We start from the raw sequence: 22,142 nt of genomic DNA on the forward strand, positions 1-22,142 counted from the left end.
CGACCAGTTCAGGATTGCACCAACTGTCGTTAAGCTATTGCGGTATTGCATCCTGAATTCCGGGAAAGCCGACATTGATCTTCCCCCGTGGATTTGGCTTGGGCAGATAAAGGAGAGCCGGCGAAGCCACCATCATGTAATTTCTGGCCGCCGTGAAACCTGCCTGCGGTTTTTGCAAGCGTTCCGCCGCCTGATGCACGCATTGCGTCCGACGGGGTGCGTCCGGATGCCATTGATATTCATTTTGACCGTGCACACGAACCGTCACGATCGGCAGGCCGGTTTGACCGACAAATTCGTTCACAAATTCCCATTCCATTAAAAATGAGCCAATGGCAAAGAGCCAGTCCCGGTTCCTGAAATCCATTGGTTGTTGCCGCAACCAGACTTTACCGCGTATGCTGGGATTCACGCGTCCGGTGACCGGATCGAGATTATTTGCAAGTGTTGCAGAAATCGAACTGGTCAGCCTGGCACGCACGCCGGGATCTTCGTTGATCAGAAGGTGTGCCCCAAATGTCTTTGGCAATCCACTACCGAGGAGATAGTGACGAAGATGCGCTTCAGCTCTTCCGTCTCTGGGCATGGTCTTGTCACGCGCAGCGCTCATAATGGCGAGGTCTATTTCAGTTTGAGACCAGCCATTGAGTTTACCTGCGAACTGTAACGACCTACAGGCCAGATCAATATCTGACTTCGAAAGCATAACGTATTCCTTCGACAAGACCTCATTGCTTTATGAGTACGGATATTCATACAGGAACGCAAGCGCGACAGGGAGCGCGACATAAAGGCGGCTGATACACTGAGCGTGGGGGGTGCCCCTTGCAATCAAAGGGCACGGAGAAAAACTTTGATCTGCCTATCAGCTCGCTTGTTTGAAGAGATTGCGGAATTGCCTTGGCTGCGAACGCAGAAACTGCGGTGCGGCTTCTATCGTCTCACCAAAATGTGCTGCTGCATGCCATGGCCATCGCGGGTCGTACAAGATGGTACGGGCAAGCCCAATAAGATCAGCATCGCCCGTTGACAGAACAGCTTCGGCCTGTTCGAAATCTGTGATCAATCCGACGGCGACGACCGGTATATTGACTGCCGCTTTAACAGCGCGTGCCAACGGTACCTGATAGCTTGGTCCAATCGGTATTTTCTGCCTTGGATCAAGTCCGCCGCTAGAAACGTGAATTGCTGCGCAGCCCCTTGCGGCCAATGCATGCGACAACGTCACAGTCTGTTCGATGTCCCAGCCACTTTCCACCCAGTCAGTCCCGGAAACACGCATCGTAACGGGGCGGTCGTCTGGAAATGCGTTGCGAACGGCGTCGAATACTTCGAGTGGGAACCGCAAACGGTTTTCCAGTGAGCCACCATATTCGTCGGTGCGCTTGTTCGAGAGAGGAGATAGAAACTGGTGCAGAAGATAGCCGTGCGCTCCGTGAATCTGGATCGCGTCGAGACCAAGTCTTGCTGCGCGTCCGGCAGCCTTAACGAATGCTTCGCGAATGCGATTCAGTTCGCTTTTGTCCATTGAGGTGGGGGCGTTATCCGCGGAATTGAACGGCAATGGAGACGGTGCAATGGTCTGCCAGCCGTTTTTATGCTCAGGCGCTATCTGGGCTCCGCCTTTCCATGGCAGATCGGTAGATGCTTTGCGCCCCGCGTGAGCGAGTTGTATGGCGATTGGCATAGACGACCAGCGGCGAACGCAGTCGAGCGTGCGTTCCAGTGCTGCTTCAGTTTCGTCGGAATAAAGACCAACGTCCGCATAACTGATCCTGCCTTCCGGACTGACTGCTGTTGCTTCGATAGTTAACAGCCCTGCCCCTGACTGGGCCAGACTGCCCAGATGCATCAGGTGCCAGTCAGTCATCTCGCCGTTTTCGGCGGAATACTGGCACATCGGAGCAATAACAATGCGGTTTTTCAGATGCAAACCGCCCACCTCCATTGGAGAAAACAGCTTTGTCTGGCTCATGGACGATATTCCTTTTTAGCGATGACTCACGAAATTGATACAATCTGTACCAGGTTTCGCAATCAAGGTTTGACCAGCTGCATCTCAATATTCCTGACCTAAAATCATCCCCTGTTCAATAACGAAGAGAGCGAAGGGCTTGCCGACTGCACATCTTCGTCCGCGCGCGGCGTGCAGATGATCGTCTCCTTCTTCACTCTCCATGCGGAGCGTGCTCTTGCTGACCGGTGCCTCACGGTCGTGGAGGCATCGCGCAACTGTCGGCGGACATCTGGCGCAGGTAGCTCGCCCTAAGCAGACAGTTAGTCAGCTTGACCACTTACCAGACAATGTCAGCCACTGGATGGCACAACGAACCGCATTGACGCGCAACAAATATGCGTTATAGTTCTCATAAATGAAACATAAGTTCCATTTAATGGAACAATTGAGGCGGAATGACAATACTAGCGGCTGCGGCAGACGTATTGCGTTGCTTTTCAAGCACGCGCCACGACGTCAGTGTAACGGATCTCGTCAATCTTCTGGGAATGCCCAAAAGCAATGCGTCGCGATTGTTGCGCACGATGCGTGATGAGGGATTTCTGGAGATGGTCGGGGATACGAAACGCTATCGGCCATCGCTGTTGATCAGCCAGGTTGGCCAGCTTTATCGCTATGCAGCCTCGATTGTAGATCACGCAGACAACGCGGTTTCCAAAGTGACCCAGCTTGTCGGTCACACTGGTTATGTGAGCGTGCGCCGCGGCCAGGATGTCATCGGCGTAACAGCACACCCCGGAACACATGCATTACGTGTTTTTACCACGATTGGCGACCGTATTCCGGCATTTGCATCGAGTACCGGGCGCGTTCTTCTCGCCAGACTATCCGACCTCGAGGTGCAGGAACTTTACAAGGACGGCTTTGTACCGCCATCCGCGACATCGCCCCAGAACATTCCGGATCTCCTGGCCCGGCTGGCTGACACCCGTCGACAGGGATATGCCGAGTCCATAGATGAGGCGGTGCGTGGTGTGCGAGCAATCTCTGTTGCAGTTGGCGATCCGCGAACCGGAGACGAGGCCGCACTTTGTATATCCTTTCCTGATGCAATCGTCAGCTCTGAGGAAAGACAGGTGATCATCCGTCACCTGAGCGAGGGCGCAGAGCAGATCGCCGCGCTTGTAAAGGATACGAAATTCATCCCCGTAGCGAATTAAATGTTAGTGGAGGCAGATAAATGAGTTCGCGTTGGCGTATTGGTTTTGATATTGGCGGAACATTCACCGATTTCATTTTATACGATAAACTTGAAGGGACGGTCAGGCTTCATAAACGCCTGACTACCCCGCATGATCCGTCGGAGGCGGCGCTGATCGGGCTCGGCGAACTTACCGGGCAGGCTGGTATAACACTGGCCGACGTCGGGGATATCGTGCATGGAACGACACTCGTTACCAATGCTGTCATCGAGAGAAAAGGCGCCAGGCTCGGCCTGATCACGACGCAGGGTTTCCGTGATATTCTCGAAATGGGCACGGAACAGCGTTATGATATTTATGACCTGTTCCTTACATTTCCCGAGCCTCTCGTCTCACGCGACCTGCGTCTTGAGGTAAAAGAGCGCATCGACAGCGGTGGCAATGTCGTTGATACGCTCGATGACGAGGCGGTTCGCAAGGCGGCAGACATCCTGGTTGCGCAGGGCTGCGAAGCAATTGCCATCTGCTTTCTCAACAGCTACCGCAATTCAGCTCACGAACAGGCAGCCGGACGCATTGTCCAGCAGGCCCATCCAGGCATTGCTGTTTCACTGTCAAGCGAAGTGGTCGCGGAAATTTGGGAGTATCAACGTTTCGTGACGACAGCGGCGAATGCATATGTGCAACCGCTGATGCATCGTTATCTGGAACGTCTGGAACGCGAGCTTACCCTGCGATCATTCAGGGGCGAACTGCGCCTCATGCACTCGGCGGGTGGGCTTGTTTCGCCGGAAACGGCTCGAACTTTCCCGATCCGGCTTCTCGAAAGCGGCCCTGCTGGTGGCGGACTTGCAACCGCATTGTTCGGTGAACTGGCTGGCCACAAGGACGTAATTTCCTTTGACATGGGAGGCACGACTGCAAAGGCCTGCATGATAGAAGATGGCGCGGCCGAGATAGCACCGATGCTGGAAGCGGGGCGTGTTAACCGGTTTGCAAAAGGTTCGGGATTGCCGATCAAGGCGCCAGTCATCGATATGATCGAAATCGGTGCAGGTGGTGGTTCAATTGCTGCTATCGATGAGGTTGGCCTTCTGAAGGTCGGACCACACTCGGCCAGTTCGGATCCGGGGCCAGCCTGCTATGGGTTAGGGGGCACCAAACCGACCGTCACCGACGCCAATCTGGCTTTGGGTTATTACGATCCCGGGTTCTTCCTTGGCGGGCGTATGTCACTTGACGTTGATGCAGCCCGCAAGGCAATTGAGACTGTAGCCACTCCGCTTGATCTTTCGGTAGAAGAGGCCGCCTGGGGCATTCATAAGGTTGTGGTGGAAAGCATGGGAGCGGCTGCCCGCGTCCATCTTGTCGAGAAAGGCAAGGATCCGCGTCATTACGCAATGGTCGGCTTTGGCGGTGCAGGCCCGGCTCATGCAGTCGATGTGGCCCGCGTGCTGGGCGTAAAGCAGGTTATCATTCCACCTGCCTCGGGAGCCGCGTCGGCGCTAGGGTTCCTTAGCGCTCCGTTGTCTTTTGATATGGTTCGCTCGCTGCCGGTCGAATTTTCTGAAGGATTTGACGCAGGCACCGTGAACACTTTGCTGGCCGAACTTGAAGCGGAGGGCCGCAGGCATCTTATTGAAGCTGGCGTCAGGGAGTGTGACATCGCCGTTGCAAGGTCCGCCGATATGCGCCTTGTCGGACAGATGCACGATATCGCAGTACCTTTTCCAGCGGGCCAGATCGATGCGACCAGTCTCGATGCTGTGCGGGCTGCGTTCTCGAAAGCTTATTCGGCACGCTACACTTCCGTCTACGACGGAGCTCGTCTCGAGGCCATCAATTTCCGCGTCCATTGCGAGGGGCCAAAGCCGGAACTGTCCTTGTCCGGCGCAACCGGAGGCGGCGACGCAAAAGCAAAAGTCAAAGGGCACCGCCGCGCATGGTTCGAGGGCGGGTGGCAAGATGCTACCGTCTATGACCGGTATGCCCTGCAAACAGGCGACAGGCTTGCAGGACCGGCCATTATCGAGGAACGAGAGGCAACGACGATTGTGCCTCCTGGTGACAATGTCAGCATCGATGCCGTACTCAACCTGGTCATCGAGGTCGCGCAGGCCGGCGCGGCCGAAGTTACAATTCCAGCCGACATGCCGCTTGCTGAAGCAACCCGACTTATTGAAGCGGACCCGATCTCTCTGGAAATCATGTGGAGCCGTCTGGTCAACGTTGTCGAAGAGATGTGGTTGACCGTCTGTCGAACTGCTTTCTCGCTGGTAATCTCCGAAGCTCAGGATTTTGCCTGTGAGCTCCTGGACCCGGAGGGAGAGACACTAGCTCATTCACCGCGAGCCATGCCTGTGTTCAACCTTACTCTGCCGCGCGCCGTGAAAGCTTTGCTTGAACGCTATCCAGCCGATACGCTGAAGCCGGGCGACGTGTTGATTACCAATGACCCGTGGCTTTGTGCGGGACACCTGTTTGATATTGCAGTCGTAACACCGGTATTCCTGGGGGGCCGGGTGGTCGGCCTCATGGGGACGGTTGGTCACGTTTCGGATATCGGCGGAACAAAAGACAGTTTGCGGGCGCGCGAAATCTACGAAGAAGGTTTTCAGATCCCGCCTATGAAACTTTACGAGGCCGGGAAACTCAACGAAACGCTGACACGCCTTTTGGGCGAGAATGTACGCAATTCCGAACAGGTGCTGGGTGATCTGCATTCCTTCGTTGCAGCTAACCGGATAGGCGCTGAACGTCTGCAAGCATTTTTGCAGGATTATGGAATGCAGGACCTCCGCGCGCTGGCCTCGGTGGTACAGGACCGTTCTGAAAAGGCGATGCGCGATGCAATATCGGCTCTGGCCGACGGTACCTATCATGGCAGCGTATCAAACAATCCTCTCGGCACCAGGATGACCTACCCCCTGGCGCTGACAGTCAGGGACGATACTATTCACCTCGACTTTACCGGTGCGCCACCGCAATTGCCGCAAGGCGGCCTTAATTGCACACTCAACTATACAATGGCTCACGCTACCTATCCGCTGAAATGTATGCTGACGCCGAATGTACGGGGGAATGCGGGTTGCTATCGTGCCTTCTCCATCGAAGCGCCGGAAGGATCAATCCTTAATTGTGACAAACCGCTTGCCGTGAACCTGAGAACCAGGACCGGCTGGTATATTGCGCCGAACATCTTCCGCGCGCTTTCAGAAGCTGCTCCACGACAGGTGCAGGCTTTCACCGGACTGCCGGTTGCCGCCAGTGTCTATGGTCGCGATACCAACGGCAATACCTATTCCGACATGTTATTCGTCGGAGGCGGCCAGGGTGGTTCTGCCCATGGAGATGGCAAGTCAGGCCTGCTTTATCCAACGTCAGCAGCAAATACTTCAATTGAAACATTTGAGGCTCGCGTTCCTGTCCTGGTGATAGAAAAGTCGTATCTCACCGACTCCGGCGGAGCCGGCAAACATCGTGGTGGTCTTGGACAACGCGTCCGCTTGCGCAAGATAGCCGATGACGATCTGGCAACACTCGTTTCGCTTTATCCGGAAGGCGTAAACAACCCCATTCCGGGACTGTTCGGGGGGCATGCCGGTGGAGGAGCATCCGGTCGGGTTATTGATAGCTCAGGCCAAACGCTTCGCGATGTCGGCACAGGCGACCTGGTACAGGTTACGCGGGCCGACGAGATAGTTGAACTCGTTCTGGCGGGCGGGGCCGGTTATGGCGCACTGTCCGAGCGTGACCCCGATGCGATCGCGCGCGACATCGCACTGGAACTTGTATCGCCGGAGGCTGCAAACCGGGATTACGGCGTGAAAATACCATCCACGCCCCAGCTGATCCCGGCACGGGAAAACACGGGAGCCTCCTCCTGAACGCGTGAAAACACCTGAAGATGTCAGAATAATCCTGGGGAACCGATATGACAGACCAAACAGGGGGGGCGCCGCGGCGTCACCCCAGCCTCTTCGAGCCGTCGACGCTTCTGCTGATTACAGTGCTTTGCGTCTTCGGTTCGATCATTGGCATCCAGTTACTTGTATCGCTGGGTGTTTCAGCCAATACTTCACTCATCGGTGCAATGGCTGCCATGGCGCTAGCCCGTGTACCAGTTGGTATCTTTGCACGATACCGCTCGATCCATGTACAAAATCTGGCCCAAAGCGCTATATCCGCGTCCACGTTCGGTGCATCGAACAGTCTGCTGCTTCCGATCGGAATACCGTTTGTTCTCGGGCGTTCCGATCTGATCATGCCGATGTTCATTGGCGCGTTTCTCGCGATGTTGCTGGACGCCTACCTTCTGTACCGCATGTTTGATTCCCGTATATTTCCGGCAGAGGGCGCATGGCCACCTGGCGTTGCGGCAGCTGAGGCGATCAAAGCGGGCGACGAAGGCGGCAAGAAAGCCGTTCTTATGGGAGCAGGTTTTATTGTCGGGATCATCGGCGCATTTTTCAAGGTTCCGATGTCTGCATTCGGCGTTGCGTTCATCGGGAACATCTGGGCGCTGTCCATGTTCGGGGTAGGCCTGTTACTGAGAGGTTATTCACCGCAACTGTTCGGCGGCGTGCTTCCCGACGGCGATCTGATGGCTGCCTATATTCCCCACGGCTTTATGATCGGGGCTGGATTAGTAGCACTCTTTCAGGTTATCGCCCTGTTTGTGCATCGGGACAAGGGTTCCGTCGAGACGAGCCGGTCAGCGGCTACATCCAACAAAGAAGTGCGCCAGGCGCTTGGGTTGGGTGCTGTACTTTATATCGCAATCGCAATTCTCATTGCATTGATTGGTGGGCTGATCGGAGAGATGTCGTTCGGTATGCTGCTGATTTTTGTCCTCTATGCTGCAACAGCCGCCTATGTTCACGAGTTGATTGTCGGCTTGGCAGCTATGCATTCAGGGTGGTTTCCGGCCTTCGCGGTTGCATTAATTACCTTGATCATCGGCATGTTAATTGGCTTTCCTGCACCGGCACTTGCCCTTTTGGTCGGATTTTCGGCCGCCACGGGGCCGGCCTTTGCTGATATGGGATATGATCTCAAAGCTGGCTATATTCTCAGACGAAAGGAAAATGATCCTGTCTTCGAAAGGGATGGCCGAAGACAGCAGCTGCTTGCTTCGATGTTCGCGCTGGTTGTTGCTGGAGCGGTGGTTTTCTTTTCGTATCAGTATTATTTCGACCAGGGACTTGTTGCGCCTGTGAACAAAGTCTATGCGGCCACAATTGAAGCCGGTGTGGCACCGGGAGTCGGATGGTCTTTGTTTCTCTGGGCGATTCCAGGCGCCCTGCTTCAATTCATCGGCGGCTCAAAACGCCAGATCGGTGTGCTCTTTGCGACCGGTCTGCTGATCAGTTTTCCGGCAGCTGGCTGGGCCGTCCTGGCAGGTATTGTCATTCGGATTGTGTGGACAAGAGTAGCAGGTGAAGAAGGAAAACACGGAATGGAGGTTTTTGCGGCAGGTGCGATTGCTGGTGATGCCATTTTCAGCTTTTTTGACTCCGCAGTGAAAAGTTTCCGGCGCTGATCCTTGCTTTTGATCAGTACGCAAATCAAAGGCGACTGACCGAACGTAGAAGCGCTCGACCAGGTTGACCCGGATGGGACCATCCGGGTCAACGACCACCCGTCTGAGCCTGTTCATTCGCGTGGCTGACGATGGACTTCCTGCTGGGGATCAGCGGGGACGGGTTGCATTCAGGATACATCACTGACGCTGACAATTGATGGAATCCGGGTAAAATCTCGCGCACGGAACCATGACCTGATCGTGCCTGAATTCGCCAGTGGTTCCGCGACTTCCTTCGGTTTGGGCGTTTCACCTGGCATCACAGTGCCGCCTTCCGCTCGCCTTTTTCATCCCACCGACGATATCTCAGCGGAAGTAACGCCAGTTTTCTGGGGATTTCTGCCCAACTTTGCTTTGCCAACGGCATCCTTGTGTATCGCGGCGGACCATTCGTAACCATAATCACAGCATAAGGCTTCATCGAAAGGGAGTGAAACTCGTGACCACAGCAACTGAAATTGCAGAGAAACTTGCCAGCGAACAGAACCTGAGCAAATCGCAGGCAAAATCTGTCGTCGATAGCGTGTTCCGCCAGATTGCCGACGCGGCAAAATCCGGCGCGGAGACCAATATACCCGGATTCGGGAAATTCAAGGTAAAGGAAACGGCTGAGCGTGAAGGACGCAATCCGGGCACTGGCGCTACGATCAAAATCGCGGCGTCGAAAAAGCTTGCTTTTACGCCTGCGAAAGCTGTCAAGGACGCGCTCAACGGCTGACCAGATACCTGAAGACAATTGTCCACGGGGACTATTGGACCGGGAACGCAATCGCAAGGCGTTCCCGGTTTTGTTTTCAGAGTGTACAATCGTTCTGACATAATTTCGTCTCCAGAAAGAGACGCCGCATTAAAATTTCTTCCACCTGGAAAGTATATGGCAGACGCTGTTTCGCGCGGCGTCTGCCTGCTCGGTTCAATTAATCCTTCACGAATGCCAGCAGGTCGGCGTTGAGGACATCCGCATTAACGGTCAGCATGCCATGTGAAAATCCTGGATAGGTCTTGAGGGTACCGTTCTTGAGCAACCTGATCGCCTTATGTGCAGCATCTGCAATCGGTACAATCTGGTCGTCTTCACCGTGAAGCACCAGTGTAGGCACACCGATAGCCTTCAGGTCTTCTGTCTGATCAGTTTCCGAAAATGCCTTGATGCCGTCAAAATGCGCCTTTGCTCCACCCATCATGCCCTGACGCCACCAATTCTGGATCACACCTTCCTGAACCGTAGCACCCTCACGGTTGAAACCATAAAACGGACCGGCGGGAACATCGCGGAAAAACTGTGCACGATTTGCAGCAAGCGCCGAACGGAAACCATCGAATACGTCAATCGGCAAGCCTTCCGGATTGGACTCCGTCTTCAGCATGAGCGGAGGAACTGCGGAGACAAGGACAGCCTTGGCGACCCGACCTGCCGGTTCACCATGCCTTGCGACATAGCGGGCGACTTCACCACCACCCGTCGAATGGCCGATATGGACCGCGTTTCTGAGATCCAAGGCCTCGACGACTGCAAATGCGTCAGAAGCATAATGGTCCATATCATGACCTTCTGAAACCTGTGCAGAGCGGCCGTGCCCCCGGCGATCATGAGCGATAACGCGATAGCCATTAGAAAGGAAGAACAGCATCTGTGCGTCCCAGTCGTCCGAGCTCAGCGGCCAGCCATGGTGGAACATGATCGGCTGGGCGTTTTTTGGACCCCAGTCCTTGTAAAAGATTTCGACGCCGTCTTTGGTGGTGGTCGTAGCCATTGTGATATCTCCTTGGGTTGCAGAAAAAGCCATACGTGGCAGTGCAGCTGTGGCCGCGGTGGAGGCCACCAGTCTTAGCACTGTGCGCCGGTTCATTGGGAAATCCATCGCATGTCCTTTCGGTTTCGGTGTAGACAAAGGTAAGTCTTTCCTCGCAAAGATGGACGTGGCGAAAATGACAAATGTCGGGGCAAAACAGACAATGGATCCATCAGCAGAAGTCGGTCTCCTGATTTACTCCGGCTGCCAGATGGCAGCGATACACGGACTGACGGATCTGTTTCGCATCGCTGGCGAGTGGAGCGGAGACAAATCCCGTTTCATCCGGGTCACTCACTGGCAACCCAGGGGGAGCAACGTCGAATGTGTCTGGGAGAGCCATCCAGGTGTTTCGCATAGACTGAGCTATCTGATCTCTCCGCCAAGCATCATCATGCCTGAACATATGGCGCCGGAACCTGTGGCGGCGCGCTGGTTACGTGCACATCATGATGACGGGGTGGTTTTGTGTTCGGTTTGCGCGGGGGCATTCGTGCTCGCAGAAACGGGCCTGATGGACGGGCGTCCGGCCACAACGCACTGGGCCTTTGCCGAACAGCTGGCGCGCCGGTTTCCTGCGGTTCTGGTCGCCGCAGAACATATGGTGCTTGACGATGGTGACATCCTGACCGCGGGCGGCATCCTGGCATGGACCGATCTGGGCCTGACCATAGTCGAACGGGTCCTCGGCCCGGCTACCATGCTTGCCACGGCGCGTTTTTTGCTGATTGATCCGCCAAGATCCAGCCAGCGGCCCTTTGTAGCTTTCGTTCCGAATTTCGATCACAGTGACGATGCGATCCGGCGTGCGCAGCATTATATCCATGCCCATTTCCGCCAGAATCTGAGCCTGCCACAGTTACATGCTATTGCTGGTATGACCGAACGCACTTTTCTGCGCCGTTTTACCGCTGCGAGCGGTCATCGTCCCAACGATTACCTTCAAAATGTCCGCATTGCCAAGGCGCGGGAAGCACTCGAACGCACGCTCAGCCCGGTCAACAGGATTGCGTGGGAAGTCGGGTATTCAGATCCCGCAGCGTTCCGGAAACTGTTTCTCAGACTAACGGGAATATCGCCAGCTACCTACAGGCAACGCTTTGGGATGAGCGAGACACACGACCGACAGGGTACGATACTTCCAGATGAAGGCTGACATCCTACTTTGGGAACATGTCCCGTGAAGGGCAGGCCAATCATTTCGTCATTCAACAGCAGAACCCTCCGCGCGCCAGTACCTTTGACGACCAAGTGCAATCTCGCAGAGAAGGGAGTTACCCGATTGCTGTTACCAGTGACGTAATGTTCTTCTCAAAGTACTCGGAAAACACCGCAATTCGCGGAGGAAGTTTTTGATAGGGCGGATAATAGAGTGTCAGCCAAAGTTGGGGCGGCTGCCAGTCCGGCAGAATGGTGATGAGTTGTCCTGCCGCCAGAAATTCGGACACGATAAACGTGGGCAGAAGAGCAACGCCGTTTCCGTCGGCGGCCATACGGGCGAGAACTTCTCCATTGTTGGAACTGACGCAACTTCCGGCAATTATTGTATGGTTTGTGCCAGCGTTGGACAATTGCCAGAGTTCAGGACCGCTTTCTGAGCTGTAGCCGAAGCAAGCTTCGGCTGCGATTTCCTTCGGATGGCTTATCATGGCAAAAGTCGTCCCAGGTGCGGCCACCATGACGCGCCGTACAGCACAAATTTTCCTCCAGATCGTAAACTTGTCTGAGGGTGGTTCCGAGATACGAACAGCCAGATCGAAATCCTCATCAATCATATCCAGCAGCTCATCCGTCAATGAAATTTCCAACTTGATCTTCGGGTAGATTGATCTGAAGCCGCACAGTATCTGTGCCAGAACGCGCTGACCGAGCGACATCGGAGCATTAATCCTGATGCGCCCCTCATCAGCCTTGTGCGCCGCCATCAGCTCGGCGCGAGCGTTGTCAAAAGCCTCCATTGCCGGTTCAATACGCGCCGCGAACACCGCGCCATCGTTGGTTAATGACACCTGCCGGGTAGTGCGAACAAATAGCTGTACACCCAGTTCGGCCTCAAGCGCGGCGATAGTTCGGGTTACAGAAGCAGGCGTTACGTCAAGCTTTTTCGCAGCCTGTGCGAAGTTTCGCTTTTCCGCAGCAGTGAGAAATGTGCGAAGCGCTTTTAATTCGTCCATTTCAATTATTACACCTGGCGCAATTGAATGCCAATTATTGTGACAATTATTCGCAATCGTCAACGATGTTACCATCCACTCGCGATCAATCTGTCTTTGGTAACCGGCGGCCTTAAATCCATCTGCGACCGCAATCCACTGAGGAATTTGTCTCAATGAGCCAGTTGCACCCCTATCTCGTTTCGCTTGCGGTCGGCATGGTCGTCGGCGCTCTTTATGCCGGACTTTCGGTCAGGTCGCCGGCCCCTCCAATTATCGCACTTCTCGGGCTCCTCGGTATGGTTGCCGGAGAAGCTGGCGTGCAATGGCTGAAAGGCCAGACGGGTATCGTTCAGTCATGCCTGCATGAGAAATCATTTGCCATACGGAACAGTGCCAACACGCCAAAAGATGCCGATCAGGTCTGATCGCGAATTCTCAACCTTACAAACCACCGGAGTTCCTGATGTCCAGCAAGCTCGAAGTTCTAACGCCACAAAACAGCCAGCTCATTTTCATCGACCAGCAGCCCCAGATGGCATTCGGTGTCCAGTCGATTGACCGGCAGGTTTTGAAAAACAATGTCGTGGGCCTTGCCAAGGCTGCAAAGGCTTTCCAGGTTCCGACCACTATAACCACCGTGGAGACCGAGAGCTTTTCCGGAAACACTTTCCCTGAACTGTTGGCCGTCTTTCCTGACAACAAGCTTCTGGAGCGGACCTCGATGAATTCCTGGGACGACCAGAATGTGCGCGACGCGCTGGCCGCAAACGCCGCAAACGGTCACAAGAAGATTGTCGTTTCCGGGCTGTGGACCGAAGTGTGTAACCTGACATTCGCCCTGTCGTGTCTGCACGACACTGACTACGACATCTATATGGTGGGCGACGCTTCAGGTGGTACGTCCGCCGATGCTCACAAATATGCGATGGACCGCATGTTCCAGGCCGGAATAGTGCCGGTAACCTGGCAACAAGTCCTGCTGGAATGGCAGCGCGACTGGGCCCGGCGCGATACTTATGACGCTGTGATGGAGATAGTGAGAGAACATTCCGGCGCTTATGGCATGGGCGTCGACTATGCCTACACCATGGTTCACAAAGCTCCCGAACGGGTCGCCCATGCAGAACGCATCGGCCCCAACCCGGCCAAATAATCCGGCAGTGCCAGCGGCCTGCAGGAAAGGGTCGCCTGGCCATTGCGCCTAATCATTCAAACGCAATCCTGATAATAGCCGGAGTTGTCAGAATGTCATTCAAGTTACACGAGAACGGCTCCGCATCAAGAACCGTACATTTTCTGGCTCATCTGGGATTATGCGCCGCATATATACAGGGCGGCCTCGTCAAACTGACGGACTTCCAAAGCGCAATCGGCGAGATGACGCATTTCGGGCTCAATCCACCAGCTGTTTTCGCCGGAGCGGTAATCATTCTGGAACTGGTTGCTTCCGCGATGATCCTGACGGGATGGGGGCGCTGGCTGGGGGCGCTGGCGCTCGGCGGATTTACCCTTATGGCCACACTCGTCGCATTACGATTCTGGGAAATGCCGTTCGGTCAGGAACGCTTCATGGCCGCCAATTCCTTCTTCGAGCATCTGGGACTGACGGGAGGTTTTCTCCTCGTAGCGTGGCTGGATCTGATCAGAAGGCCACAACAATGAATTTGGATGATCTGCAGGAGAAGGAGCCCATCGGTGGCTTCGCCGGGAAATAATGTGAGGAGGCTAAAATGTATCGTCCGAACCGTCGCCAAGCGCTCGCAGGCCTTGCTGCCTCGGCTCTGCTGTCTTCGTCACGCGGCTTTGCACAGGAAACTACAATGCAGGAAAACGACCTGATTATCGTCAACGCAAAGATCACAACGCTCGACCGGCAAAACCCGTCAGCCGAAGCAGTGGCGATCAGAGATGGCAAGTTCCTGGCAGTCGGAACCGAGGCCGAGATACGTGCTATGGCACCCACTGCAACAGTCATCGACGTCCGGGGCCGCCGCCTCATTCCGGGACTGATCGATAGCCACACGCATGTCATTCGAGGCGGCCTGAACTACAATATGGAATTGCGCTGGGATGGCGTTCCCAGCCTTGCCGACGCGCTTGCCATGCTCAGGCAACAGGTAGATCGCACTCCGGCGCCGCAATGGGTCCGCGTCGTCGGTGGCTTTACCGAGCATCAGTTCACTGAAAAGCGCTTACCTACACTCGATGAAATAAACTCCATTGCGCCGGACACGCCAGTCTTCATCCTGCATCTTTATGATCGCGCACTTCTCAACGCCGCAGCGCTGCGCGTAGTGGGCTATACGAAAGATACACCGAACCCTCCCGGAGGAGAAATCGTGCGCGATGCAGCGGGCAATCCTACCGGTCTCCTGCTTGCCCAACCCAACGCTACGATCCTTTACGCGACGTTGGCCAAAGGTCCAAAACTTCCGCCGGAGTATCAGGTCAACTCCACACGTCATTTCATGCGGGAGATCAATGGACTTGGTGTGACCAGTGTCATCGACGCAGGCGGTGGCTTTCAGAACTATCCAGACGACTACGAGATAGTCGAAAAACTGCACGCCGACGGCGAGTTAACAGTCCGTATCAGTTATAATCTCTTCACGCAGAAGCCGAAGGAAGAACTTGCCGACTTCTCGTCGTGGGTCAAGCAGGTTTCACCAGGACAAGGTGATGACACGTACCGGCATAATGGTGCGGGTGAGATGCTTGTCTATTCTGCTGCCGATTTTGAGGACTTCCGCGTCGAGCGTCCGGAAATGCCACCTGATATGGAACGCGACCTTGAGCCGGTTGTCCGCCTTTTGGCGGAGAACAAATGGCCATGGCGTCTGCACGCCACTTATGACGAGACGATCAGCCGGGCCCTTGATGTTTTCGAGAAGGTAAACCGCGATGTGCCGATTTCCGGCATAAACTGGTTCTTCGATCATGCAGAGACCATCAGTGATCGAAATATTGATCGTATTGCGGCACTGGGCGGTGGTATTGCGGTCCAGCATCGTATGGCCTATCAGGGCGAATATTTTGTCGAGCGTTACGGTGCGAAGGCTGCCGAGCGTACACCGCCGATCCAGAAGATGCTCGCTGCCGGTATTCCTGTTGGCGGCGGTACTGATGCTACCCGCGTGGCCAGTTATAACCCGTGGGTCTCGCTCTCCTGGTTAGTGACATCCAGGACAGTAGGCGGGCTTGCGCTCTACCCGGTGGCCAATCGTCTCGACCGCGAGACTGCATTACGGCTGTGGACCGAGGCCAACACCTGGTTTTCGAATGAGCAAGGCAAGAAGGGCCAGATTAAGGTCGGGCAACTTGCCGATCTCGCTGTACTTTCCGACGACTATTTTTCGGTACCCGAGAACGATATCGTGCATCTCCGTTCCGTCTTGACGGTGCTTGGCGGCAGGATCGTTCACGGCGATGGCGATTACGCGTCGCTCGCGCCTGAATTGCCTGCGCCAATGCCCGACTGGTCACCAGTTGCCACTTTCGGCGGGTATTATCAAACGAAGGAAGCACGACGGAAACTGTCTCTGCATTGCGGTTGCGCAAACAACTGTTCGGTGCATGGCCATGATCACGCAGCCGCCCTGGGTGCGAATGTACCGGTATCAGACGCCGGAACTTTCTGGGGCACATTGGGCTGCGGATGCTGGGCGGTCTGAACCGCCCCTCTTTGCCAATCAGAGAGGGAGCGAACATATCGCACCCACTCAAAAGCCCATTTCTCGCTTCCACCGGGAAGGAGCCAGGATGACGATACCTCAGTCAGAAACACCTTCAACCAGAAGTCCATTGAGCTTTCCTGTCTTCAGAGCGCTATGGATTGCGACGATTATCTCCAATATCGGAACATGGATGAACGACGTCGGTTCCGCGTGGCTGATGACCTCGCTGTCTCCGAGCCCATTGCTGGTTGCGATGGTTCAGGCGGCTACGACACTTCCGATGTTTCTCCTGGCGCTACCGGCGGGAGCGCTGGCTGACATCATTGACCGCCGGAGAATGCTGCTGGCCGCACAGTTACTTGGTTTGACAGCGGCGGCCATCCTCTCCCTGCTAACCCTGAGCGGCTTGACAACGCCCTGGGTTCTGCTTGGCGTGACATTCATGTTAGGTATTTCGGCGGCACTCAGTGCACCGGTGTTCCAGGCCATAGTACCGGAACTGGTAGATAAACCAGCCCTGCCTGACGCTATTGCGCTGAATAGCCTCGGCATCAATATTTCACGTGCAATTGGCCCGGCTCTTGGAGGCGTAATTGTCGCAATCGCAGGAACACCGGCTGTGTTTGCGCTGAACGCCCTTTCAGTCGTTGCCGTTCTTGGGGTCTTGTTCGTTTGGAAGCGTCAGGCGTATGTCAGCAGCCTGCCACCTGAACATTTCTTTGGCGCCCTGAAAGCCGGGTATCGATATGCCCGGCACTCAGCTGCGATGCGACTGGTGCTAATCCGGGCATTCAGTTTTTTCCTGTTCGGCAGTGCACTTTGGGCCATGCTGCCATTGATAGGACGTCGAGCTCTTGGACTGGATGCGGCCGGCTACGGCGCGCTTCTGGGGGCAATGGGGATTGGCGCGATTGCAGGCGCTTTGCTGCTGAAGCGCATACGCAAGAAAGTTGAGGCCAATACGATCTCGATCTGGGCGACCTGCCTGTTCGCTCTTGCGACCCTGATGCTGTCTGTTGTGCCCAATGCCTGGCTCGCAGGGGCGGCGATGTTCGCAGGTGGCCTCGCCTGGATCGGAATGCTGACCTCCTTGAATGTTGCCGCACAAATGGCCGCTCCGGGATGGGTCAAAGCGCGAGCACTTGCCGTGTATCTCCTGGTTTTCCAGGGCGCTATGACTGGCGGCAGTATATTGTGGGGTACGCTGGCGACGAAAGCCAATGTCGCTACTGCGTTGACCGTCGCTGCAGCCGGATTGGCATCAACTGTTCTGCTCGCGCGCATCTGGCAATTGCCAAAAGACGCAGCTGTGGATCTCGCCCCCTCCAACCACTGGGTCGAGCCGGTGGTCGCTACCCCTCCCGAAAATGATCGCGGACCGGTCCTGATTGAAATCGAGTATCGCGTAGATCCTGACCGTCAACCTGACTTTATCGCAGCGTTGATCAGTTTCAGTTCTGCTCGTCAACGCGATGGCGCGATCCGCTGGGACGTGTGGGAGGACGTTGCCGATCCCGGCAAGGTAGTAGAGGCTTTCATCGTCGAAAGCTGGATAGAACATCAGCGCCAGCACAGACGTGTGACGCATACCGACCAGCTTGACCAGGAGACACTGCACGCGTTCCATATCGGTGAAGCAGGACCTGTTGTAAGGCATTTCCTGAAACCTGTGTCCGCTTCCGGAGGTAACAGGTGAGCGTTCATTCGCCTCTCAAGCTGCCCCCTCTACTTTGGTATGCAAAGCAGATACGATTTTCCGATCACCCCGCTGGCCACTCCGGTACGGGTTCACTGTATCAGGACACGTCGGCCTGCCTGTCCCAGAGCGACCGCAGGGAGCTATCAATCGATCACTGCAATTACGCAGGAACATATGTCAACCTGATCACATCATCCGAGATGCGATCACTTCCTTTGAAACGCAAAGGCGGTTGCGGGCCGCAAAACAGCGGCTTGCCACCGCCGAGCACAACGGGATGGATGTATAAACGATACTCATCGACGAGACCCAGTCTGGACAAACTGCCCGCCAATTCCGGGCCGGAAACTTCAATTACCCCCGCGAGTCGGGCTTTCAGCCCGGTTATGAATACCTCAACGTCATCGTCAATGAGAGTGGCATTCGGGCCAACGGACTTTAATGAGCGTGACACGACCCACTTCGGCTGGCTGCGCCAGGCTCGCGCATACTCTCTTTCTGCCTCGCCCCACTCGCTGTGATCCTCGTCCCAGTACCGCATGACGTCGTACATTCGCCGACCGTAGACCATGCCGGTCAGGCTTCGCTGATCATTGATGAAATGACGGAAAACAACTGGATCAGGCACAAAAGCCATGTGATCAACATAGCCATCCAGTGACTGGTTCAATGCAAAGACGAGATTTGCCATCCAGGACCTTCTCCATTCAATAGCGGTGAAAACTGGCAGAAACGTACAAAAAACCGCGATCGCTCAACCAGAATGGCCACCTAAACTGACGCTAGCCGGGTCTGGCGTACGGGAAACGGACGGAATGTCATCAGGATCAAGACCGCCGCCAGACCCATGCCCCAGGAACCAACATACATCAGCGCGTAAGAGCCGAAACGATCATAGACCAGCCCACCCAGGAGCGGACCGGTCGACATCCCGAGGCTGCCAGCCATTGCCGTACCACCAATGATCGTGCCCATCATCTTCAACGGAAAATTCTCCCGTATGATCACGGCGTAGAGCGGCATTGTGCCAGCATAAATGAAGCCGACCAGAGCGGCGACGGCGTAAAAGGGTCCAAGCGTCGAGACGAACACATAGGCGAGTACGCCAAATGCCTGTGCAAGAAGTCCGATCACCAGCACACGCTGGGCGCCGAAGCGGTCTCCGGCAAGACCGAACCCGATACGACCAAACATACCGGCCAATCCCTCGACGCTGTAGATCGAAACGGCCGCGATCATGGGGATGCCGCAAGTCACAGCATAACTCACCGTATGGAAGATCGGCCCGGAATGAGTTGCGCAGCAAAAGAAGTTCGCCAACATCAGTGTGATGAATTGCGGCGATCGCACCGCCTGCCGCACACCCATATCCGCGTGGGGCTCATCCACCACCATTTCTCGCGACCCCTCATCGAGGGCTGGCGGTCGACGCACCAGAAGCGCTGCGGGGACCATGAGGGATGCCGCGATTCCGGCAACAATCAACATGGCAGTCCGCCAATCGTGGATAGTCACCAGCCACGCCGCCAACGGTGCCATGGTCATTGGCGCCATGCCCATACCCGCCGAAACGAGCGAGACTGCCAGACCACGTTGTGTTTCGAACCAGCCTGTCACGCACGCCATCATGGGCGCAAAGACAGCGGCAGTCGCCGTGCCAACCAGAAGACCGAAGAGGAGTTGGAATTCACCAAGCGTTCCTGCCCGGCTGGCGAGAGCGAGACTAGACGCCAGAACGAGCGATCCCGTCAACACAACGGGGCGCGGACCAAACCGGTCGGAAAGACTACCCCACACCATGCTCGCGGCTGCCATGGCGAGGAAGCCAAAAGTCATTGCCGCGGATATTCCGGTAACGGACCAGCCGGTATCCTGCGCCATAGGCCGCAGGAAGACCGGAAGCGAAAACATCGCTCCGATGGCGACGCACCCCAAGAGACCACCTGCAGCCACGATAACCCAGCGATAGGATATGCTCATAGTACTACCCGACATGTGCTTTCTGGCGCCAATAAAAGCTGGAGCACACTATATTCCCCGGACGCGCGCGGTTCGGTGCAGCCGGCAACCAATCCATTTTTGACTGGTGTTTCAGGATCAGCCCTGTGCCGGTTTCCAGTCGGGCGACGGAATGGTATTGACCATCCAGGGAATGCCGAATTTGTCGACGAGGGAACCGAAGCCGGGAGACCAGAAGGTCTCGCCGAAGGGCATGACCGCCTTGCCACCATCAGACAGCTGATCGAACCAGCGCTGGCCCTCGGCCTTGTCCCCGGTGTGTAAAGTGACATCGAAGCCGTTTTTTGGCTTGTCGATATTCCGGGCCCAATCAACATCCATATCTGCGCCCATCAGAGCCTGATCACCAACTTCCAGCCAGCAGTGCATCAGCCAGGTTTTGTACTTCTCGTTTTTGATAGGCATGTCTGGAGGACCGTCGCCATAGGGCATTGCAGCGGTAATCTTTCCGCCCAGGACCCGAGCGTAGAATTCAAAGGCTTCCCGGCACTGGCCCTGAAAGCTCAGACTGGTCACAATCTTCATCATTTCTCTCCCATTCTAACTTAACGCGTCAGGTTAGCAGGAGGCTGCCTTCTTTATCTGCGACAAGCTGCTTCTTTCTGATTGTCTCAGGAACGGTTGTCGCCGTCCTGGCAACCTGACGTCCTTTCAATTACATTGATATCAACCTAACAGCTCCCAGAAGTCAACAGTGCAGGCGAACACTCCTGACAAACCCTGCCTGAAAACACATCCGGTAATGAAAGTCCGGGTTTTTGAGGCGCCGGTCCCGCGAAAAACAACCGGTCCAAGCGAGAAACGACAATGGCCAGACACCGGTTTTATACGACCAGCCTTGCGAACGTTTATCTGCATCAGATCACGAAAGCGGAAAAGATAGGCGCGTACTATCGCGGAAGCCGGCACTCCGGCACTGAACGCCCGGCTCCCCGGATTCTATGGTTCGAAGCTACTGATATCTTCGATATCCAGTGTGGTATCAGATTTATGGTCTGACGAAAGTACTGCCTCCTGCGCCAATCAGGAACAGCACACTGCCTGATCGCCGGTTCCTTCGGCGGACCTAGGGACCTGTTGATTGTTTAACGGTCGAACCAGGCTCCAACCGACCGTTGCCGTGCAGTGTATCCCGATAAAGGAAGCGGAAGAAGAAGGCGTCGCCCGTTCCGCGCAGAAGTCTGGCGAATATCGCGACCAGAACAATGGAGAAAATCAATCGACCGAACAGGACGACATAGATATCCGCGCCAAGAGCCACCACGATCAGCGTATCTTCGATCAGGCTGTGGCACAGCCCCATGAACTCGACGCGAGAAAGACGTCCCGAGGCTGAATGTGTCCGCGCTGTGCTTCACGGATGATGAGACCTCCACCATAGGACAGTCCCAGCACCAGCCCGACCACGGTCAATGGAGCGGCATTTTTCGATATGCCGAGCAAGCGCAACAAGGGTGAAAGAAGCAGGTTGAGGAAGCGCGTCACATCGAGCGCGTCCATTGTTCTCAGCACAGCCACCAGACCGAGCAGGACGATAAATATCCAGACCAGCGTGGAAGCCGTATCGGCGACGAAGCTGCTCCAGCTTGAATCGTAATGGCCCGGCACCCAGCCCGGTGCAGCCGGTTCTGCCAGCCAGCCGGTACGGCTGGAAATCAGGTTGATCCCCCATGCGAAAACAAGGCCGCCGCCAAGCCGGATCAGGGTCGACACGATCAGGCGCGGACCAGCCTTTTGTACGATACGCTGTTCGATGGGAAGAGCATGAGCGAAGAGGAAAAGCGAACCGAGGATCGTCACCTGAGCTGTGGTGAGTGTGTCGACCGGCAAGACGGCGAACATCACCACTGCCCCGCTCCACACGCCCACCAGCAGGTTCATAGCCCAAACAAAACCGGCTTCAGGCGGCAGCCCCACGAACTGCATGACGGGAGCGAAGGCAGGAGAAATGGCTTTGATCAGGCCCATCTCGATTGCCAGCTGCGTCAGCACCATCACCGGCAACATGATCTTGACCAGCGTCCAGTAGACGCTGATCGCCTCGCGCAGGATAACCAT

At 55.6% G+C, this 22,142-nt stretch carries 19 protein-coding genes; 10 read left to right on the forward strand and 9 right to left on the reverse strand.

The window, feature by feature from the left end; all coding sequences use genetic code 11:
• Positions 1–34 precede the first annotated feature (34 nt).
• The gene (locus tag AAE521_RS13750) at positions 35–706 is read right to left on the reverse strand and encodes a hypothetical protein (protein ID WP_342061592.1); all 672 of its coding nucleotides are present in this window, start codon (positions 704–706) and stop codon (positions 35–37) included.
• A 159-nt stretch (positions 707–865) separates the two neighbouring features.
• Entirely contained in the window at positions 866–1,975 is a 1,110-nt protein-coding gene (locus tag AAE521_RS13755; protein WP_342061593.1) for an NADH:flavin oxidoreductase/NADH oxidase, read from the reverse strand.
• A gap of 437 nt (positions 1,976–2,412) precedes the next feature.
• On the opposite strand from AAE521_RS13755, the gene AAE521_RS13760 reads away from it, so the two are divergent.
• The 4 genes from AAE521_RS13760 to AAE521_RS13775 all read left to right on the forward strand — a co-directional run bounded on the left by AAE521_RS13760 (position 2,413) and on the right by AAE521_RS13775 (position 9,461).
• Complete coding sequence (locus AAE521_RS13760; RefSeq protein ID WP_342061594.1) at positions 2,413–3,177, forward strand: IclR family transcriptional regulator; 765 nt, start codon at positions 2,413–2,415, stop codon at positions 3,175–3,177.
• A 20-nt stretch (positions 3,178–3,197) separates the two neighbouring features.
• Positions 3,198–7,046, forward strand: coding sequence for a hydantoinase B/oxoprolinase family protein (locus tag AAE521_RS13765; RefSeq protein WP_071633332.1), 3,849 nt, complete (start codon positions 3,198–3,200; stop codon positions 7,044–7,046).
• Positions 7,047–7,093: 47 nt separating this feature from the next.
• Complete coding sequence (locus AAE521_RS13770) at positions 7,094–8,701, forward strand: OPT/YSL family transporter (protein WP_342061595.1); 1,608 nt, start codon at positions 7,094–7,096, stop codon at positions 8,699–8,701.
• Between the two features lie 481 nt (positions 8,702–9,182).
• On the forward strand, positions 9,183–9,461 hold the full coding sequence (locus tag AAE521_RS13775; RefSeq protein ID WP_071633334.1) for an HU family DNA-binding protein: 279 nt from the start codon (positions 9,183–9,185) through the stop codon (positions 9,459–9,461).
• A 199-nt stretch (positions 9,462–9,660) separates the two neighbouring features.
• Here AAE521_RS13775 and AAE521_RS13780 read toward each other — a convergent pair whose 3' ends face one another.
• Positions 9,661–10,497, reverse strand: a complete 837-nt coding sequence (locus AAE521_RS13780; RefSeq protein WP_342061596.1) for an alpha/beta fold hydrolase — start codon at positions 10,495–10,497, stop codon at positions 9,661–9,663.
• A gap of 175 nt (positions 10,498–10,672) precedes the next feature.
• Here AAE521_RS13780 and AAE521_RS13785 point away from each other — a divergent pair, with 175 nt between their 5' ends.
• On the forward strand, positions 10,673–11,692 hold the full coding sequence (locus tag AAE521_RS13785; RefSeq protein ID WP_342061597.1) for a GlxA family transcriptional regulator: 1,020 nt from the start codon (positions 10,673–10,675) through the stop codon (positions 11,690–11,692).
• 118 nt (positions 11,693–11,810) lie between these two features.
• On the opposite strand, the gene AAE521_RS13790 is transcribed toward AAE521_RS13785, so the two are convergent.
• Positions 11,811–12,710, reverse strand: coding sequence for a LysR family transcriptional regulator (locus tag AAE521_RS13790; protein ID WP_342061598.1), 900 nt, complete (start codon positions 12,708–12,710; stop codon positions 11,811–11,813).
• A gap of 155 nt (positions 12,711–12,865) precedes the next feature.
• Here AAE521_RS13790 and AAE521_RS13795 point away from each other — a divergent pair, with 155 nt between their 5' ends.
• From AAE521_RS13795 to AAE521_RS13815, 5 genes are all read left to right on the forward strand, one after another.
• Positions 12,866–13,117 (forward strand): DUF1427 family protein, encoded by a 252-nt coding sequence (locus AAE521_RS13795; RefSeq protein WP_071633337.1) that lies wholly within the window; start codon positions 12,866–12,868, stop codon positions 13,115–13,117.
• Between the two features lie 38 nt (positions 13,118–13,155).
• Positions 13,156–13,845: a hydrolase gene (locus AAE521_RS13800; RefSeq protein WP_342061599.1), complete on the forward strand. Its 690-nt coding sequence runs from the start codon at positions 13,156–13,158 to the stop codon at positions 13,843–13,845.
• A 92-nt stretch (positions 13,846–13,937) separates the two neighbouring features.
• Positions 13,938–14,354 (forward strand): DoxX family protein, encoded by a 417-nt coding sequence (locus AAE521_RS13805; RefSeq protein ID WP_071633339.1) that lies wholly within the window; start codon positions 13,938–13,940, stop codon positions 14,352–14,354.
• Positions 14,355–14,422: 68 nt separating this feature from the next.
• Positions 14,423–16,363, forward strand: coding sequence for an amidohydrolase (locus AAE521_RS13810; protein ID WP_374864747.1), 1,941 nt, complete (start codon positions 14,423–14,425; stop codon positions 16,361–16,363).
• Between the two features lie 88 nt (positions 16,364–16,451).
• Positions 16,452–18,062 (forward strand): MFS transporter, encoded by a 1,611-nt coding sequence (locus AAE521_RS13815; RefSeq protein WP_342061600.1) that lies wholly within the window; start codon positions 16,452–16,454, stop codon positions 18,060–18,062.
• A gap of 163 nt (positions 18,063–18,225) precedes the next feature.
• On the opposite strand, the gene AAE521_RS13820 is transcribed toward AAE521_RS13815, so the two are convergent.
• The 5 genes from AAE521_RS13820 to AAE521_RS13840 all read right to left on the reverse strand — a co-directional run.
• Positions 18,226–18,756 carry a dihydrofolate reductase family protein gene (locus AAE521_RS13820; RefSeq protein WP_342061601.1) on the reverse strand — a complete coding sequence of 177 codons (531 nt, stop codon included), beginning with the start codon at positions 18,754–18,756 and terminating at the stop codon, positions 18,226–18,228.
• An 80-nt stretch (positions 18,757–18,836) separates the two neighbouring features.
• Positions 18,837–20,045: an MFS transporter gene (locus AAE521_RS13825; RefSeq protein ID WP_342061606.1), complete on the reverse strand. Its 1,209-nt coding sequence runs from the start codon at positions 20,043–20,045 to the stop codon at positions 18,837–18,839.
• 117 nt (positions 20,046–20,162) lie between these two features.
• Positions 20,163–20,609: a VOC family protein gene (locus AAE521_RS13830; protein WP_071633343.1), complete on the reverse strand. Its 447-nt coding sequence runs from the start codon at positions 20,607–20,609 to the stop codon at positions 20,163–20,165.
• A gap of 541 nt (positions 20,610–21,150) precedes the next feature.
• Complete coding sequence (locus tag AAE521_RS13835) at positions 21,151–21,387, reverse strand: hypothetical protein (protein WP_342061602.1); 237 nt, start codon at positions 21,385–21,387, stop codon at positions 21,151–21,153.
• Positions 21,366–22,142 (reverse strand): nucleoside recognition protein (locus AAE521_RS13840; RefSeq protein ID WP_342061603.1); only part of this gene is annotated, 777 nt, incomplete at its 5' end. The genes AAE521_RS13840 and AAE521_RS13835, both read right to left, overlap by 22 nt.

This window comes from Brucella cytisi (genome assembly GCF_038433355.1).
Lineage (GTDB): Bacteria > Pseudomonadota > Alphaproteobacteria > Rhizobiales > Rhizobiaceae > Brucella > Brucella cytisi.